The sequence below is a fragment of the Brevibacillus sp. MER 51 genome (genome assembly GCF_023714195.1).
In the GTDB taxonomy this organism is placed as follows: domain Bacteria; phylum Bacillota; class Bacilli; order Brevibacillales; family Brevibacillaceae; genus Brevibacillus.
In genome coordinates this window covers 200795-216852 of the sequence record NZ_JAMAUS010000010.1, presented here as the reverse complement: position 1 = coordinate 216852, position 16058 = coordinate 200795, and the positions used below count along the sequence as shown (strand labels likewise).

At 48.3% G+C, this 16058-nt stretch carries 16 protein-coding genes; 12 read left to right on the top strand and 4 right to left on the bottom strand.

All coding sequences use genetic code 11. From position 1 onward, the window contains the following. Positions 1-36 precede the first annotated feature (36 nt). The gene (locus M3630_RS21385) at positions 37-1521 is read left to right on the top strand and encodes an amidase (protein WP_251253431.1); all 1485 of its coding nucleotides are present in this window, start codon (positions 37-39) and stop codon (positions 1519-1521) included. A gap of 92 nt (positions 1522-1613) precedes the next feature. Then, entirely contained in the window at positions 1614-3035 is a 1422-nt protein-coding gene (locus tag M3630_RS21380; RefSeq protein WP_251253430.1) for a DUF1254 domain-containing protein, read from the top strand. 54 nt (positions 3036-3089) lie between these two features. On the opposite strand, the gene M3630_RS21375 is transcribed toward M3630_RS21380, so the two are convergent. From M3630_RS21375 to M3630_RS21365, 3 genes are read right to left on the bottom strand one after another with little or no spacing between them, the layout of a single operon-like run. Then, positions 3090-4016 carry a glycine betaine ABC transporter substrate-binding protein gene (locus M3630_RS21375; RefSeq protein WP_251253450.1) on the bottom strand — a complete coding sequence of 309 codons (927 nt, stop codon included), beginning with the start codon at positions 4014-4016 and terminating at the stop codon, positions 3090-3092. Between the two features lie 17 nt (positions 4017-4033). Continuing rightward, complete coding sequence (locus M3630_RS21370) at positions 4034-4879, bottom strand: ABC transporter permease (RefSeq protein WP_173612483.1); 846 nt, start codon at positions 4877-4879, stop codon at positions 4034-4036. Further along, the gene (locus M3630_RS21365) at positions 4876-6102 is read right to left on the bottom strand and encodes a quaternary amine ABC transporter ATP-binding protein (RefSeq protein ID WP_173612482.1); all 1227 of its coding nucleotides are present in this window, start codon (positions 6100-6102) and stop codon (positions 4876-4878) included. The genes M3630_RS21370 and M3630_RS21365 overlap by 4 nt, the downstream gene beginning before the upstream one ends. A 260-nt stretch (positions 6103-6362) precedes the next feature. On the opposite strand from M3630_RS21365, the gene M3630_RS21360 reads away from it, so the two are divergent. The 3 genes from M3630_RS21360 to M3630_RS21350 all read left to right on the top strand — a co-directional run bounded on the left by M3630_RS21360 (position 6363) and on the right by M3630_RS21350 (position 8224). Next, complete coding sequence (locus M3630_RS21360) at positions 6363-6911, top strand: GbsR/MarR family transcriptional regulator (RefSeq protein ID WP_237899386.1); 549 nt, start codon at positions 6363-6365, stop codon at positions 6909-6911. Between the two features lie 216 nt (positions 6912-7127). Then, complete coding sequence (locus tag M3630_RS21355; protein ID WP_251253429.1) at positions 7128-7685, top strand: cysteine hydrolase family protein; 558 nt, start codon at positions 7128-7130, stop codon at positions 7683-7685. A gap of 113 nt (positions 7686-7798) precedes the next feature. Beyond that, a complete protein-coding gene (locus tag M3630_RS21350) occupies positions 7799-8224 on the top strand; it encodes an NUDIX domain-containing protein (RefSeq protein ID WP_251253428.1) in 426 nt (141 codons plus the stop codon). A gap of 54 nt (positions 8225-8278) precedes the next feature. Here M3630_RS21350 and M3630_RS21345 read toward each other — a convergent pair whose 3' ends face one another. Beyond that, on the bottom strand, positions 8279-8482 hold the full coding sequence (locus M3630_RS21345) for a YwbE family protein (protein WP_173612478.1): 204 nt from the start codon (positions 8480-8482) through the stop codon (positions 8279-8281). A gap of 77 nt (positions 8483-8559) precedes the next feature. Here M3630_RS21345 and M3630_RS21340 point away from each other — a divergent pair, with 77 nt between their 5' ends. The 7 genes from M3630_RS21340 (at position 8560) to M3630_RS21310 (ending at position 16015) form a co-directional block, all read left to right on the top strand. Continuing rightward, positions 8560-9039: a hypothetical protein gene (locus tag M3630_RS21340; RefSeq protein ID WP_106785678.1), complete on the top strand. Its 480-nt coding sequence runs from the start codon at positions 8560-8562 to the stop codon at positions 9037-9039. A 111-nt stretch (positions 9040-9150) separates the two neighbouring features. Further along, positions 9151-10773 carry a response regulator gene (locus M3630_RS21335; RefSeq protein WP_251253427.1) on the top strand — a complete coding sequence of 541 codons (1623 nt, stop codon included), beginning with the start codon at positions 9151-9153 and terminating at the stop codon, positions 10771-10773. A 12-nt stretch (positions 10774-10785) separates the two neighbouring features. Continuing rightward, positions 10786-11148 carry a response regulator transcription factor gene (locus M3630_RS21330; protein ID WP_069852954.1) on the top strand — a complete coding sequence of 121 codons (363 nt, stop codon included), beginning with the start codon at positions 10786-10788 and terminating at the stop codon, positions 11146-11148. Further along, the gene (locus M3630_RS21325; protein WP_251253426.1) at positions 11145-14033 is read left to right on the top strand and encodes an ATP-binding protein; all 2889 of its coding nucleotides are present in this window, start codon (positions 11145-11147) and stop codon (positions 14031-14033) included. Before M3630_RS21330 ends, M3630_RS21325 begins: the two co-directional genes overlap by 4 nt. A 152-nt stretch (positions 14034-14185) precedes the next feature. After that, positions 14186-14392, top strand: a complete 207-nt coding sequence (locus M3630_RS21320; protein ID WP_173612474.1) for a cold-shock protein — start codon at positions 14186-14188, stop codon at positions 14390-14392. 85 nt (positions 14393-14477) lie between these two features. Further along, positions 14478-14786, top strand: a complete 309-nt coding sequence (locus M3630_RS21315; RefSeq protein WP_251253425.1) for a hypothetical protein — start codon at positions 14478-14480, stop codon at positions 14784-14786. 188 nt (positions 14787-14974) lie between these two features. Beyond that, positions 14975-16015, top strand: a complete 1041-nt coding sequence (locus M3630_RS21310; protein WP_251253424.1) for an acyltransferase family protein — start codon at positions 14975-14977, stop codon at positions 16013-16015. The last annotated feature ends 43 nt before the right edge of the window (positions 16016-16058 follow it).

Sequence of the window (16058 nt, the reverse complement as noted above, 5' to 3'; positions counted from 1 at the left end):
TGTCGTACGCTGGACGTGTGAAAAGGAGTGAATCGAATGAAAGAACTGACCTATTTGACAGCAACGGAGATGGGCACTTGGATTCGCGAGCGGAAAATAAGCGCCGAGGAAGTTACCCGGCATACCTTTACAAGAATCGGCTCGCTTAATGGCAAAATAAACGCTATCGTCGCTTATGACGAGCAGGCTGCTCTCGAATCTGCGAAGCAAGCGGACAAAGAAATGGCGGAAGGCAACATTCGGGGGCCCCTTCACGGGGTGCCGATCACAATCAAGGATTCCTTTGCCACAGCCGGACTCCCCACTACTTCTGGCTTCCCCCCACTAAAAGGCTACATTCCGCAGCATGACGCAGCCATCGTCCGCAGACTGAAGCAGGCAGGAGCCGTTTTGATTGGCAAAACGAATGTTTCTACCCTGCTCATGGATCTCCAAACAGACAACGATATTTACGGCAGGACAAATAATCCGTGGAATACGGAGAGGACTTCGGGAGGGAGCAGCGGAGGCTCGGCAGCCGCAGTTGCCGCAGGACTTTCTTATTTGGATATCGGGAGTGACATCGGGGGATCGTTGCGCGTTCCCGCTCATTATTGTGGTGTGTTCAGCTTGAAGCCAACAGAAGGAGCCGTTCCGGCAACAGGACACATGCCCGGCTTTGAGGGAATGTCTGATTATACCTCGTCCCGACACTTGGCCTGCTACGGCCCTGTAGCCCGTTCGATCGAAGACTTGGAAGTGGCGTTTTCCATCATGAGTGGTGGAAACGGCAACGCTGGCTTGCCTCATGGACCACAAGTCTTGCCCCCTTCCCTCAAGGAACAGCCCCTGCACATTCGCTGGATGGAGGAACTGCCCGGCTACCCGACGAGTCGAGCCATTCGCGATCAGTTGCGTCGCTTTGTCAAAGTACTGGAGCAACAAGGCATGCGCGTAGAACAAGTCACGGTACCACCTTTGGATGTACGCAAAGCTTGGGAAACATGGGGAAAAATCATCGACGCGGAGTTAAACTCCACGACGCCTACCCTTATGAGAGGAGTGGCTCATCTCCTCACCATGCCGATCTATCGCCAGGTTCCCACGGCTACCATGCTCATCCCGCTGACGTTCAAAAACTACATGCGTGTCTTAACCATTCGGGAGCAGCTCATTCGCAGCTTCGAGCAATTTATGGCCGACTGTGACTTGTTCTTGTGTCCGGTCAGCTGCACGACAGCTTTCCCACATATGGCAAAATCGAAAATGTGGGGCTACAAGCCGCTTTACAACAAACCGCTGTACGTAGACGAGAACCCGCAAAACTACTGGGTCGCTACGACTTTTTATACGAATCTGTTTAATGTCACTGGAAGTCCGATCGTGACGATGCCAATTGGTTTTGATGAGCAAGGTCTTCCTATTGGCACACAGTGTGTGGGAAAGCGATGGCGTGATAGGGAATTACTACATGGAGCGTCAAAATTGTATGCGACCTGCCCAGAGTGGCGGGCGCCTGAAATTTCTGTGGAGCCGCATTAAGAACAAATATTCCAGTCCAACTTGCATAAAGCCCCTTTTCTATGAAGAAAACTACCAGTGCGAACCCCATTTCTGGTAATGAGGAGGGCTTTATGCTTCCATTATTAAAAAAGCGCCTGGCACTGATGGTTTCCCTGCTTTGCATGACGCTTCACCTGTCCGGCCTGTCCTTTGCAAAAGAGACAGCAAACCCTCCATCTGTTCAACAGTCACCTCTCCTCCAATCGAAGTCGTTTCTTCAATCGCAGGAGAGGCTTGCCTATTCGCTTGGCATTCAAGCATACATATACGGCTATCCATTAGTGATGTCCGCCAAAACGATGGAAGCCATGGTCAAAAGTCGTGCTCCGATCAACCAGTTTTACTATGCGGACACACTCGCTTCCCCAGCTTATCGGGATATTGTGACGCCGAACTCCGATACATTGTATATGAGCGCGTGGCTGGATTTGTCGGAGACGCCCGTCCGTTTGACTGTCCCTGCCAATCCGCAAAACCGCTACTATACCGTGCAAATGCTGGATGCGTACACGAATACGTTTCGCAATGTCTCCAATCGTTCCACCAAACAGCAGGCCGGACAATATATCATTGCAAGCCCACAATGGAAAGGGCCTACCCCTGCCCATATACCTGTGATCTACGCCCCTACGAATACCGTCTGGCTCATTGGTCGTGTCGAGGTAAAGGGTGAAGCTGATTTGCCACAGGCTGTCTCGTTCGAAAAACAAATTGCGATTGCCCCTGTCCACCCAAAATTGCAAACGGCACATGTTCCCGAAACGCTTCCCCCAGATGTGTTATCGTCCCTTTCCTTTTTTCAAGTCATGACGAAATGGATCCAGAGCAATCCTCCGCCCGAATGTGATCGCGTCTTGCTCGATCAATTCGCTCAAGTCGGGATCGATGTCCAAAAAGGCTTTGATCCTTCCGCGCTCGGTCCAGCCAAACTTGCGGGCCTACAGCGTGCCTTGCAGGATGCACCGTCTATTGTACAAAATGGCTTTCCCGGCTACGCCACCTTCCGTAATGGATGGGGCTCCTTTTCCCCCATCGGCACATATGGAAACCAGTTTCTCGCTCGTTCCTTTATCGCCTATTCCGGCATAGGGGCCAATGTGCCGAGCGAGGAAGCTTATTATCGCGCATTGACAGATGGCTCCGGAAAACCACTTACGGGAGCCAAAAGCTACACGTTGCATTTTACAAAGGAACAGCTTCCCAAGACGTCTGCTTTCTGGTCGATCAACGTCTATGACAACCAGTTGTTTTTAGCCAAAACAGCGGCTGATCGCGCATCGGTTCGCAGCAATACAGGAACGCTTGCGTACAATCCCGATGGCTCCCTCGATCTGTTTTTGCAACAGCACCCGCCCAAAGGCAAGGAAGGCAACTGGCTCCCTCTCCCGGAAGGCGAGTTCAATCTCGTTTTGCGGGTATTCGCACCAGAGCCTGCAACGCTGGACAATCAGCACGCTTGGCCCGCTGTCATGGAAAGCAATCCAATACCGTAACAAAACGCAAAAGGCACCGCCCCATCGTGAGCGGTGCCTACTATATTGAGTCTGTTATTTCTTCAAATCTTCAATGGAGTTGATCTCCATGTAGGTTGGAACAGCCAATCCCAACTTAGTTCCTTGCAGGTTCGGACCGAGATCCTCTACGTCTTTCCCCAGCTTTTCCATGTAGTCTTCGTGCGTCGTTGGCAGCCAAGCTGCTACCATTCCATCCACATCGCCGTTCGATACACCGACCCACATTGGTCCAGCTTCCACTTGGCTCATTTCCACCTTGTATTTCAACTTTTGCTCCAGGACCGTCTTCACCACATTCGTACTGGCGATCTCAGAATCCCACGCGACGTAGGCGAGCGTCAATTTTTTGCCTTCTGCTGGCTGGATGCCTTCTACCCACTTGTTGACGGTAGCCTCATTGTTTTTCACCCATTCGGCTGCTGCCTCTTCCGGCTTTTTTCCGCTCTCAATATCGAGCATCACTTTTTCCATGTCCGCAGGTGTCCATGAAAACTTGTCGAGGAACGCATACGCGCTTGGCTGTTCCTCCTTCAGTCCTTTGCGCACGATGGTATGAATTTGTTCATCCTTCCCGAAGACGCCTTTCGGGTCGTCGAGGTATTTCATTTCGAACTTGGAGAACATCCAGTGCGGTGTCCAGCCAGTTACAATAATTGGTTTTTTGTCTTTGTAGGCTTGTGTCAGAGCTGCCGTCATCGCTGCACTGGAGCCCTCCACCAGTTCCCAATCTTTCAGATCGTAGTCTTTCATGGCTTTTTCCGTCGCTTTCATCAGACCAGCGCCAGGATCGATTCCGATAATTTTATGATCCACTTGTGCTCCAACGCTATTCGGTGCAGACGTACCCGTATTGCCCTCGGCAGGCTGATTTCCCTGCGGTGTTCCCGCGTTTGAACATCCTGCCATCACCATACTGAGTCCGAGTGCGACTGCCAGCCCTTTCAAGGCACCTTTTTTCATTTTCATGAAAACCCCTCCTACGCGTTTTTTCTCTTTCCAACACTTTGCGTGAGTCGATCCAGCAGAATCGCCAAAATAACGATGGCCAGCCCCGCCTCAAAACCTTCACCGATCTTGATCTGCGTTACGGCACGATACACATCCGCCCCCAAGCCTTTCGCCCCAATCATGGAGGCAATCACGACCATGGACAGCGCGAGCATAATGCTCTGGTTAATCCCGGCCATCATTGTCGTCTTGGCAATCGGCAGTTGTACCTTCGTCAGCTTTTGCCAGTAGGTAGAACCGAACGCTTCAGAAGCCTCGATCAGATCGGCAGGAACTTGACGAATTCCCAGGTTGGTCAGACGGATTGTCGGTGGCATCGCAAAAATGACAGAAGCGATAACCCCCGGTACTTTACCTAGTCCGAAGAAAAAGATGGCAGGAATCAAGTACACAAACGCCGGCATCGTCTGCATGAAATCAAGCAGCGGTGTGACGACCTTTTGCACAGAATCATTCTTCGCGCACCAGACACCGACCGGAATCCCGATAATTACCGAGATCAACCCTGCCGTCAATACTAGCGCAAGTGTTTCCATTGAGTGCTCCCAATAACCCAAATTCTGAATCAGAAGAAGTCCAATGAAGGTAAAAAGAGCAATTGCCACTTTGCCAGCGCGATACGCCAACAGCGTAAACAAAATGATCAAGACCCAAAACGGGATTCCTGTTAGAATCCATGAAAACAAGTCAACGGTTCCACCGATTCCAGCTGATATGAAGTCGAACAAGAAGCCCAAATTCTCTTCCAGTCCATCTACAATTGCCTCTACCCAACTGTCGAGCGGCAGCTTTGGAAATAGTTGGTTTTGACTCATGATGGATTCACCTGCCCCTCTTCATTCGTTGCCTCCGGAACTTGTTGATTTACTTTTCCAGCCAATCCACCCAGGACGGCACCTTTTACAATCACGCCCAACAGACGATTTTGTTCCCCGGTAACCGCCACAGGAATATCTGAAAACGCAACAAGGTCAAACATCTCATTGAGCAGTGTCTGCGGTCCGACAGTCGGTACCTCTGTTCGCAGTACGGATTCCAGCGACTGTCCTGCTTCCTTGGCTCCGTTTACCGCATCTGCCGTTAGCACACCCAGCAATGTTTTTCGTTTATCCACGACGTACAGACTTGATACACCGCGCTCACGCATCATTTGCAGTGCGACGCGAGGTCCTCTGTCCAGTGTGATCGTCTCCGCTCGCTTCATGACTTTTTCAGCGGACAACACCTTGGAACGATCCACATCCTCTACGAAGCGTTCTACGTATTCGTTTGCTGGATTGGTCATGATTTCTTCCGGCGAGCCGATCTGCACGATCGCACCGTCTTTCATCAGAGCAATTCGATCCCCGATCTTCAATGCTTCGTCCAGATCATGCGTAATGAAAATAATGGTCTTCTGCATGGTGCTCTGCAGTTCCAACAGCTCATCCTGCATGTCCTTGCGAATTAACGGGTCCAAGGCACTGAACGCCTCATCCATCAACAGCACATCAGGTTCATTCGCGAGTGCACGAGCGAGACCCACACGCTGCTGCATCCCGCCACTCAGCTGATCCGGGTAGCTTGCTTCCCAACCGCCGAGTCCGACGAGTGCGAGTGACTTTTTCGCTTTTGCCTCACGCTCGGCTTTTGGCATTCCTTGAATCTCCAGGCCGTACTCCGCATTTTCAAGTACTGTCCTGTGCGGGAACAAGGCGAACTTTTGAAATACCATGCCCAGCTTCTTTCTTCTTACGTCCTGTAACTGCTCGGTGTTCATACTGACGATATCCGTACCGTCAATCAGGATTTTGCCTTCTGTTGGTTCAATCAACCTGTTCAACAATCGAACCAAGGTCGACTTCCCGCTTCCCGAAAGCCCCATGATGACGAAAATTTCGCCTGCATGCACCTCAAAACTCGCTTGATTCACCCCAAGGGTAAGACCCGTTTCCTTCAAGATTTCTTGCTTGGTCTTCCCCTGCTTCACCTGGGACAATGCGCGTTGGGGTTGGCGTCCAAAGATTTTGGTCAAATTCTCTACTTTGATCTTGGGCATATGGTCACCTCCAACTATTACGCCCGGCATCCGGACTGTTCTTTACCCTTACAATTGTAACCAGCCAATTTTTTTACCTCAAACTGGGTGAGGCATGATAATCCGTCATTTTCAGCGTTCAGAAAAAACTTTACGTACTTTACTTCCTGTATTCTCAGTTTATCACGTATATACTGTACAACATCTCCATTTACTTTTTTCTTTTGGAGACGTACAATTCTAGTCAGGTTACTAAGACTAGAGGAGCTGCTTTTTTCAAAATGGATACCAATCAGGAAAAAATCCTCGAAAAAGCTCAGGAACGCGTGATTGAAACGCTCGCTCGCAACATGGATCTGTATGGAATCACCATGTCAACGGGACTGCTGTATGGCACATTGCTCTTTCAGGACAAGTCAATGACACTCGATGAGATGGGCGAAGCACTGGGCATGAGCAAAACCAGCATGAGCACCGGCGTCCGCACATTGATGGACTTAAATATGGTAGAAAAGATATGGAAAAAAGGGACGCGGAAAGATCATTACGAGGTCAATCTGGACTGGTACCAGAACTTCATCGACCTCTTTTCCGTGAAGTGGCGACACGCCTGCGAACATAATGTACACGCCTTGAAAAAGTCGCTCCTGGAGCTTCGCGCGCTCCAGCAATCAGAAGAGCTTTCGGAAGAAGTCAGCGAGCGTGTGGAGCTCAGTATCAAGCGCATTGAAAATGGGTTGGAGTATTATCTGTGGCTGTCCCGTTTGATCGACTCCTTCGAATCACATGATATCTTTCAGTTTGTACCGAAAAAGGAAAATGAATCATAAGACGTTCGCAATTGAAAAAGACTCGTTCCTTGCAATAGGAATGAGTCTTTTTTGTGGTACAATTATCCAGAATAGTTTCATTACTCTTCTACGATGAAAGGAGTGGTCAGTTATGAAAAAGGACAGAAATCAACGTTCTTATAAAGCTGTGCGTGTACCAAACAACCAAAAAGGGGAACACCAACGCTAGCCCCCTTTCATCTAGGAGGAAATGGATTGATTCGGAAAACAGCTCTACTGATAATTGATGCGCAAGTAGGTATTATCGAAGGACAATTTGGTCCTGTTTTTCAGCCGGCTACACTTGTCCAAACATTGAAAAAAGTAAGAGAAGATGCCTATAGCAAGGATATTCCTGTGCTGTACGTTCAGGATGCGGATGTCGGAGGAGTCGGTTCAGACGACTTTGCCATCCACCCTGAGATCGCACCTCTGCCATCAGAAACAGTGATTCAAAAACTAGCGACAGACTCGTTTCACGGAACAGACCTGCACGAAAAGCTACAAGCACTCGGGATTAACCACCTCGTCATCATGGGATGCAAAACCGAGTATTGTATCGACAGCGCCTGCCGCAAAGCGACGACACTCGGCTATGATGTAACGCTCGTCAAAGATGGGCATTCTACATCGGACAATAAGGTATTGTCAGCGGAACAAATCATCGCCCATCACAATACTTGCTTGCATGGATTGGGAAATATTGAGCCATTTATTTTGGTGCGGGAATCTACGGAGGATGTCTTCGCCCCTACCCATGATTCTTACCGCTAATATTTTGCTGAATTTCTCGAAACCGTCTCTTCAGGCGGTTTCTTGTTTTGTCCTGCTTGCGATTGGGCCTTGTTATAATGAAAGAAACGAATCAGCCTATAAAAGGAGAAACCATGTCGACGACTATCGCAATACCAAGATTGGGAGTAGGAGCTGTCATCCTAAACGACAAGAATGAGGTTTTGCTGATTTTACGAAATAGAGATCCAGAAAAGAATACGTGGAGTATTCCCGGGGGAAAAGTTGATCCCTATGAACAACTGGAGACGAGTGTCATCCGGGAAATCAAAGAAGAAGTCAATCTCGATGTCGAGGTAAAGGCTCTGCTTTGTACCGCAGAAACCATCCGCCCGGAAAGTGCCGAGCATTGGGTTTCAGTCATTTACGAGGTCACGATCCTGAGTGGAGAAGCACGCAATTTAGAGGAAGGCGGAGCGATTGGAGACATGCGCTGGTTTTCGTTCGATGCCCTTCCGTCGAATCTGGCTTGCTTCGCCGTACCAGCTATTGAGCATTTGCAAAACCGGAACCGTTCATAAAAAGCAAAACGGACAGTTGCCCCTGTGGCCTGTCCGTTTTTTCTGAAGAAGATTTTATTCCCCTTTTCGGATGATCTCTTGCACTCTCCCAACCTGTCCATCCGTCAAACGAACCTTGATTCCATGTGGATGGGTACTGGAGTTCGTCAGGATATCCTTGACGATCCCGCGGGTGCGCTTGCCTGTGCGTTGGTCCTGTTTCAATACAATCTCGACTTCAAGACCCGCTGCGATATCTTTTCGATTTTTTCCGTTCATTTTTCCCTTCTCCTTTTTTCGTTCTATGTCCCGCTATGATATAATCGACAAACAAATCCATCTCACTGGAGGAATCCATGCTTACTTTTGAAGAAAAACTAGCGATTATTGAATCTTTTCCACAACTGACTCGGAATGACGTCTCCCTGAAACGGGTTAATTTTCATTATGAGGAAAGCCTTCATGACAAAAAGACGGTGGTCTATCATCTGCATCCGAACGGCAACGGGTTTGTGTTTGCCGCGTTTTTGAAGGGCTACCAAAAAGACGACAAGGGCTATGTCAACATCCGTGATTTCTCGGCGGACGAGCTGCGCAAGGTAGTGGAGGCTTCAATCCAATCCCTCTCTGTGAAACGTGAACCAGCTCCAAAAGCTACTAGTGCAGCTGAACAATTGGAGCAAACATGGGTCGACAAGCAAAACCGCACGCTCTTGTTGCAACAGGAAGACGCGCTGTGGAACGTATACCACGGAATGAACCTGGAAGCTTCCTTTGAATCGTACGTAGAAGCGGAGCAGTACCTGATTGAAGAAGGATTTTCCCTACAACAATAAGCCCTTCCTCCTCCCTGCTACATGTACCATACCAAATCGTAGACGTTTTGATCAAATCGGCGCAAGTGATCCGACTGCTTGCGCCATCCCAACACAGGGAGGCGATACTTCATGATCAAGTACAGAGAAACGCTTCTTGCAAATATCCATAAACAGATTGAGACGTGGTACGACCAGGAGGTTCCCGTCCCTCATGATGATCTTTATCGATTTCTCCATTCGTTGAAGGGAACTGCGGGGACGATTGGATTGAACGACCTATCTGATCTGTCTCAACTCCTTCTGGGTCAAATGGATGACATGCCTGCCAAGGATTGGTCGCTCGGTGAATGGCGATTGTTTTTGCAAGAGTTGATCAGCTTGTGTTACGAACAGCAGCCGGAACAGGAAGTTTTTCTCGAGAACTCCACTCTCCAACTGGAATCCCCTTGTGAGCAACAGCCTTTGGTCCTCATCCTGGATGATGACGTCACCCTGCTGATGTATCTAAAGGAATATTTAGAAAACCACAATTGGTCTGTCATCGCAACGGTCTATCCTCATAAGGCTCTCGACTATTTTCACGACATGAACCCTGACTGCTTCATTCTGGATTTGAACATCCCGGAAACGGGCGGCTTCCAAGTGATGCAGACGATTAGCGAAAAAATAAAGAAGCAATACGTGCCTACGACCATCATCAGCATCGATTGCGAACGGGAGACCCGTCTGAATGCCTATCGTTTGGGCGCAGATGACGTCATGAGCAAACCGCTTGATATGGAAGAGTTGGTCGTACGCCTCGAACGCCAGCTTCGCCGGAAGCGCTGGATGAACAGCATCTTGTTTTTGGACGAGCTCACGGGTGTCAACAATCGGAATTCTTTTGTTGATACGTACCAACGGCTTCTTTCTGATGCCCAGCGAACCAACACCCCCTTCTCTCTGGCATTTTTAGATATCGATTTTTTCAAAGGGGTCAATGATACATACGGTCATCTGATTGGAGACGAGGTGCTGACTCGTTTTGCTGCTTTCATCGGGCAGAGCGCGGAAAAACATGATGTAATATTCCGGTACGGCGGAGAGGAATTCATCCTGCTGATGCCACGTACGACTGTAGAGACAGGAAAGATGCGCCTGGAGCAGATGCTCTCTGCTTTTTGTTCGCTTACGTTTGAGGCTCCTGAAGGAACGTTTTCTTTGAGCTTTTCCGGTGGAATCGTACAAGTAGATGATCCTCATAAACCGCATACGTATTGGGTAGAAGCTGCAGACACTGCTTTGTATGCGGCCAAAAATGCGGGGCGACGCCGGATAGAAACCGCTCAAATCACAGAGACGCATGATCCCCCTAAGGTAAAACTGAAGGTCGCGATTATCGATGACGATCCGATGATTCGCGTGATGCTTGCCGATTCCATCCAAACCTGTTTTGACGGTTGGATGCACGTCGACATCCAGACTTTCGAAGAAGGAGAAGCTTTCTTTGACTCCTCTTGGCATCAGGGACAAGAGCCTTATCTCGTCATTTTAGACGGGATGATGCCACAGATGGATGGCCTCGAGGTTCTCCAGAAAATCCGGAATTTGCCGAATGCCAAGAAATATACGGTGATCATGCTAACAGGCCGTACGGAAGAGCAAGACATAGTCCGTGCCCTTCAACTCGGTGCTGACGACTATATGACCAAGCCATTTCGTACGCGCGAACTGGATGCTCGCATCACACGACTGGTTAAGCGAATGTTGTAAGGAGGTAGCTAGATGGCAACCATTATGCTGGCCGAAGACGAAGCGGTGTTACGCATGTTGATTGGCGACACGCTCGAAGACGAGGGACACGAGCTCGACATCGCTTGCGATGGAGAGGAAGCTCTGCAAAAAATCGGCCAAAATGAGTACGACTTGATTATTTTAGATTATATGATGCCGAAGCTGACAGGCTTTGAAGTATTACAGCAGCTCAAACAGATGGACGATAAAAAGGCAGTCAAGGTCCTGATCCTCTCGGCAAAAAGTCAACATGCCGAACAGGAGAAAATGCGTGCAGCTGGTGCTGATGACTTCATGCCGAAGCCCTTTAGCCCGATGGATCTTGTGCGGAAAGTGGAGGAAATGCTCGCATGACCGGGTTCTTGGCGTTTATCAGAAAAAGCATCACACGTCGCTTCATAGCGATGATGCTTCTTTTTCTGTTACTTCTGATTGCGGGCGCTGGCATCGTTCAAGATTTGAATAGCAACGCATTAACCCATTATCAGACGGAGATATACAATACCAAGGAAAAACAAAATTTGGTCGCAGACATCGCTGAGCACACGAACCAGATCTTTTTTCGCGCAAGAGGTTATTACGCTTTTTTGAGCCCATCTGAATACAATGAGCTATTTGTCGAAAAAAAGAAGCTGGAACAAGCGCTGGATGAATTTAAGAAGCTCCCGCTCAATGATGAGGAGAAAGCGCTTGTCGCTTCGATCGAATCTTTCTTCACGAACTTTTTTGCCAATGTGTTTCCTACTTTTTCGAGTTATGCAAAGAACGGAGACTTTGAATCCCTGCGAAAAGCTTCGGCCAGTGGCGTGAATCAGGAAGTAAACAACCTGCTTAAATACGCCGGGCGGTATCAGGAAGAGCACGATCAGCTTTTGTATACGAAAAACCAACTACTGTTCGAAGAGTTGTCACAGCTAAGCACTTGGTTTCTCGTGTATTCGCTGATGGTGCTGGTGATCATGATAGTAGTCACCATTCAAACTACGCGGGATATCGGCAGGCCGTTAGTTCGTCTATCCCAAAATGCTGAACAGTTCGCTAATGGCGGTACACCTCTTTTGCAGGATTTGAACAGGATTGACGAAATTGGTAGGCTCTCCCGCTCCCTCGACTATTTGATCAGGCAAATTCAAGCCAAAGAAGAAGTGCTCATGGCGCAAAACGAAGAGCTGCAAGCCCAGCAGGATGAACTGATGATGCAGCAAGAAGAGTTACAAGAAGCATTGGGCAAGATGGAGGAAAACGAACGGTACTTGGAAAAGAAAAACCGCTTCATCCTCTCTTTGTCGAATACGCTGGATAAAGATGAGCTGCTGTCCAGTATCATTCGCAATATAACTGAAGTCATGGATGCCGATAAAGGTGTCATCGTCATGTTGAACACTGACAGGGACGCAGCTAGCTTTGGCGTTTCCCAAAACGGTCTGGAGCAATTGCGCAAAGGAATGGATGATGGTCCATTCGTGCGAATCAGGGAAACGGGCCTGCCATATGTCCTGATGCGCGAAAGTACTGACGCTGAGCGCGGCTACACGGAGGAAATGTCACAAACATTTGAGCTTTACCTCCCAGTATTAGATGCCCAGCAGACAATCGTTGCATGTATCATCATCTCCCGGATCGGTCGAAAATTCACGAATCAGGAGCTACAAGTCATCATCGGAATAGCCAAGCAGATTTCCTTGGCACTCGACAAGCTCGCGATGTATGAGGAGACAGAGCGACAGCGTAAAATGACGCAGGATATGCTCGATTCTGTTCAAGAAGGCATTCAGCTTATTGATCTGAGTGGAGAAACACTTCAGGTGAACTGGAATTTTTGTGAGCTCTTGTGTTACGACCATCAGCTCGCTTCGCAAGGGTTTGACTTGGAACAGTTCCTTTCCCATCTACAGAGTCGAACCTCTGAGCCTGATCGGCTGATTCAATATGTCAGATCTGTCGTTTTAGACGAAGGTGCCATTCCTTCAGGTAGTATTGTGTTTCAGATGACCGGACCGCAAGTACGCTACATTCAGCTCTATGCAGAGCCACTGTACCGGAACCAAGAGAAGTGGAGTACCTTGCTCGTTTATCGTGACTTCACCAAGGAATACGAGATCGACCAAATGAAATCGGAATTCGTCAGTACGGTCAGCCATGAGCTGCGTACTCCTCTCGCCAGCGTACTTGGCTTTGCGGAGCTGCTGTTAACGAAAAAGCTCAAGCCCGAACGTCAACAGCGATACATAGCGACCATTTATCAAGAAGCTACTCGCCTGACTGCACTAATCAACGATTTCTTGGATTTGCAACGCATGGAATCCGGCAGACAGACTTATGAGCTAGAGAATGTTGCCATTGATCAAGTGATTCGGGATATTTTCGAACTTCATCGAGTCCAGTCCCCTCTCCATCGGTTTGAACTCGATTTGCAAACGGAGCAAACCGTTGTTCATGGAGACCAAGCCAAGTTGCATCAAGTATTTTTGAATCTGATCAGTAATGCCGTCAAATACTCCCCGCATGGTGGTCATATCCGGGTGGGTTGTCGAAAAGATGGCAATCGCTTGCTCGTGGAGGTCCAGGATGACGGGCTAGGCATTCCTTCCGAAGCCATACCTCACCTGTTTACCAAATTTTATCGCGTAGATAACTCGGATCGTCGCGAGATTGGCGGTACTGGATTGGGTCTCGCCATTGTTCAGGAGATCGTCCATATGCACCATGGAGAAGTTTCCGTTACGTCCGAATCGGGCAAGGGTAGTACATTTACGGTTACTCTTCCATTGGATGAGCACGCTTTGTCCCCTGGCTATTCAACGGGAAGTGAGGAGGCAGTTTCTCCAACTGGTCAATGCAAAGGAAACGTTGTGATCGTCGAGGACGATTTGAACTTAACTGAGCTGCTGCGTCATGAGTTAACATGCTCTGGATTCAGCGTCAATTCCTTCTCTACGGCGTCTGAGGCAGTAGCAGCAATCGAGGAGCTGCGACCGGATGCTGTCGTGCTTGACCTAAACTTGAAGGACGGCGAGAGTGGTTGGAAGGTCATTGAGGAGATACGCAACAACCCGGATTTACGAACCATTCCGATCGTGATCTCCAGTGCTTTTGAGGAAAAGAAAAAGGCATTTGATCTGGGGGCAACTGGTTATCTGATCAAGCCTTATCATCCAGATACCTTGTCTAAAGCGATTTTGCTGGCTATCACGAATCAAGAAGCCACAGGACAGATCTTCATTCCTGACGAACAGTAAAGATGGCCATGGGCAAAAGAGGCTGCGACGATGAAAGCGCGGCCTCTTTTTTTACCTTCTACCAAAGAAAATCTTGGTATATTCATGCGCTTTCCATCACACATTAATAGAGGTTACTTTGTGCACTTTTGCCCTGCAAAGGAGGAGTTCATGTGTATTTCTCAAAAAAAGCAGTCGTTCCAATCGAAGAAGAGGAAACAGATGTATGGACGTGCAGTAACGAGGGCTGTACGTGCTGGATGAGAGATAACTTTTCCTTTGATAAGAGCCCGAACTGCCCCTTTTGCCATTCCAGTATGGTAAAGGACACGCGCATGCTACCGGTCCTAACCAATCACAGCAGCAAACGGAACTCGTAAGCCCCTTCTTTTCTTTTTTCTTGCGGGTACTCTTCCTCTTCTCTACAATAAGCTCATGACGTACGAATGTTAGAGGAGTATGCCCATGAACCGAAAAGAAATGGAAGATCAAGTGATTCAAGCCTACCAGCGCGACGAGGGCATGATGATTCTCGTTTTTGCCCAATGGTGTGTGAATCACGGTGTAGACGCACGCGAATTATACCGCCGCGCTTATCCCGCTCAAGGGGAAAATGCGTTACTCGTTCAAATGCTGGACAATACCGTTCCCAAAGAAGAAGCAGAGGACATTCCTGATGCGACTCTCCTTGGTGTATTGTCGCTGTTTGGCAATGACGATTTGGCGTTTGTGGTCAATGAAACCATCAATGAAATGAAAAAGAATCCGAAATAATGTATGAAAGCCATACTCGCGCGAAAGCTACACGCGCGGGTGTGGCTTTCTTTCTTTTTATCTTTTCCAGAATTCCCCTCCCCTGTCCAAATACGAATCAAAGAAAACTTTATTATCATAAATCCATTCACAGGTTATTGTTTGAGCGACAACGTCAGCCGACAAACGATGAAATGGAGAATATCGAAATGTATACAGATTCAAAAATCTTGAAATCTCTGTTTTACATCCAGCTCTTCTCAAGTTTTCTCGTTGTAGTCGGTCATTTCACGGCTTCTGCACTTTCTTTTACCGATCCGTTTTGGATCGTGGCCCTCAATCAGATCAGTCGCTACGGCACTGTCCTGTTGACGATCGCCACCGGTTATTTGACTGCTTATTCTTTTGAAGCCAAGAGCCCTACTGCTCGCGAGTTTTTTTCAGGGAAGCTTCTGTATATTTTTGTTCCTTATTTAGTATCTGGTGTCCTGTATCATTACTTGTTGAAAAAAGGGATGCCTCATACTGCCCAGGACTTTACGAACATTATTTTAGGCAAAACGGGTGACCATCTGTACTTTGTGTTTATGATTTGTCAGTATTACGTTTTTGCCTATCTGTTTCGACGTGTGATCACGAGGCGCAACATTTTGTATGCTATTTGGATTCTGCTCGGTATTCAATACGTCTACATCAACTACATCCATCAGGGCTGGTTCGGGCTCACTACGCGTCATATGCTCCCGAGCTGGATTTTTACCCTGTACATGGGGCATATGTTGTATTGGTACCGTGAATCGATCCTTTCCTTTTTGCGAAACAACCGCTCGATCCTGGCGCTGATGACGGGTGTTTCCACTGCGGCTGCGATGTTTTTTGTTGTCTCAAACAAGCTGTATGTGGCTGTGCATTTGACTTTTGTCTTCGCTACGCTTTTGTCGTTTCTCGTGCTCATGGTCTTCTTTTTGGAACGCGTCGATCGTTTGCACATCAAGTTTCGAAAAGGGCTGACGTATTTTATTTTCTTGTTCCACTCTGCTTTTTTGATCATGTTCAAAGATTATTTGTTTGCGAAATACGGCGAGGTCGCTTGGCTGTTTGAAAACGCGTGGTACTCGCTGTTGTACTTGCTCCTGATTATCAGCTGCAGTTGTCTGTTGGCACTCATGCTGGTCTGGCTGGTCAATAAACTGGAGCGTATCTCCAAAACCATACGGCAAACAAGCAGGCAGCTTTCCACTGGCAAATAAGTAGCCACGTCCTTTTTCACAAAAAAATGACCTATTCATGATG

Coding starts and splice junctions, on each gene's coding strand:
- M3630_RS21365 (WP_173612482.1), bottom strand. CDS start 6,102: ATGCCCAAGATCAAAGTAGAGAATTTGACCAAAATCTTTGGACGCCAA.
- M3630_RS21330 (WP_069852954.1), top strand. CDS start 10,786: ATGGCAACCATTATGCTGGCCGAAGACGAAGCGGTGTTACGCATGTTG.
- M3630_RS21340 (WP_106785678.1), top strand. CDS start 8,560: ATGCTTACTTTTGAAGAAAAACTAGCGATTATTGAATCTTTTCCACAA.
- M3630_RS21350 (WP_251253428.1), top strand. CDS start 7,799: ATGTCGACGACTATCGCAATACCAAGATTGGGAGTAGGAGCTGTCATC.
- M3630_RS21345 (WP_173612478.1), bottom strand. CDS start 8,482: ATGAACGGAAAAAATCGAAAAGATATCGCAGCGGGTCTTGAAGTCGAG.
- M3630_RS21375 (WP_251253450.1), bottom strand. CDS start 4,016: ATGAAAAAAGGTGCCTTGAAAGGGCTGGCAGTCGCACTCGGACTCAGT.
- M3630_RS21385 (WP_251253431.1), top strand. CDS start 37: ATGAAAGAACTGACCTATTTGACAGCAACGGAGATGGGCACTTGGATT.
- M3630_RS21335 (WP_251253427.1), top strand. CDS start 9,151: ATGATCAAGTACAGAGAAACGCTTCTTGCAAATATCCATAAACAGATT.
- M3630_RS21315 (WP_251253425.1), top strand. CDS start 14,478: ATGAACCGAAAAGAAATGGAAGATCAAGTGATTCAAGCCTACCAGCGC.
- M3630_RS21325 (WP_251253426.1), top strand. CDS start 11,145: ATGACCGGGTTCTTGGCGTTTATCAGAAAAAGCATCACACGTCGCTTC.
- M3630_RS21380 (WP_251253430.1), top strand. CDS start 1,614: ATGCTTCCATTATTAAAAAAGCGCCTGGCACTGATGGTTTCCCTGCTT.
- M3630_RS21370 (WP_173612483.1), bottom strand. CDS start 4,879: ATGAGTCAAAACCAACTATTTCCAAAGCTGCCGCTCGACAGTTGGGTA.
- M3630_RS21360 (WP_237899386.1), top strand. CDS start 6,363: ATGGATACCAATCAGGAAAAAATCCTCGAAAAAGCTCAGGAACGCGTG.
- M3630_RS21310 (WP_251253424.1), top strand. CDS start 14,975: ATGTATACAGATTCAAAAATCTTGAAATCTCTGTTTTACATCCAGCTC.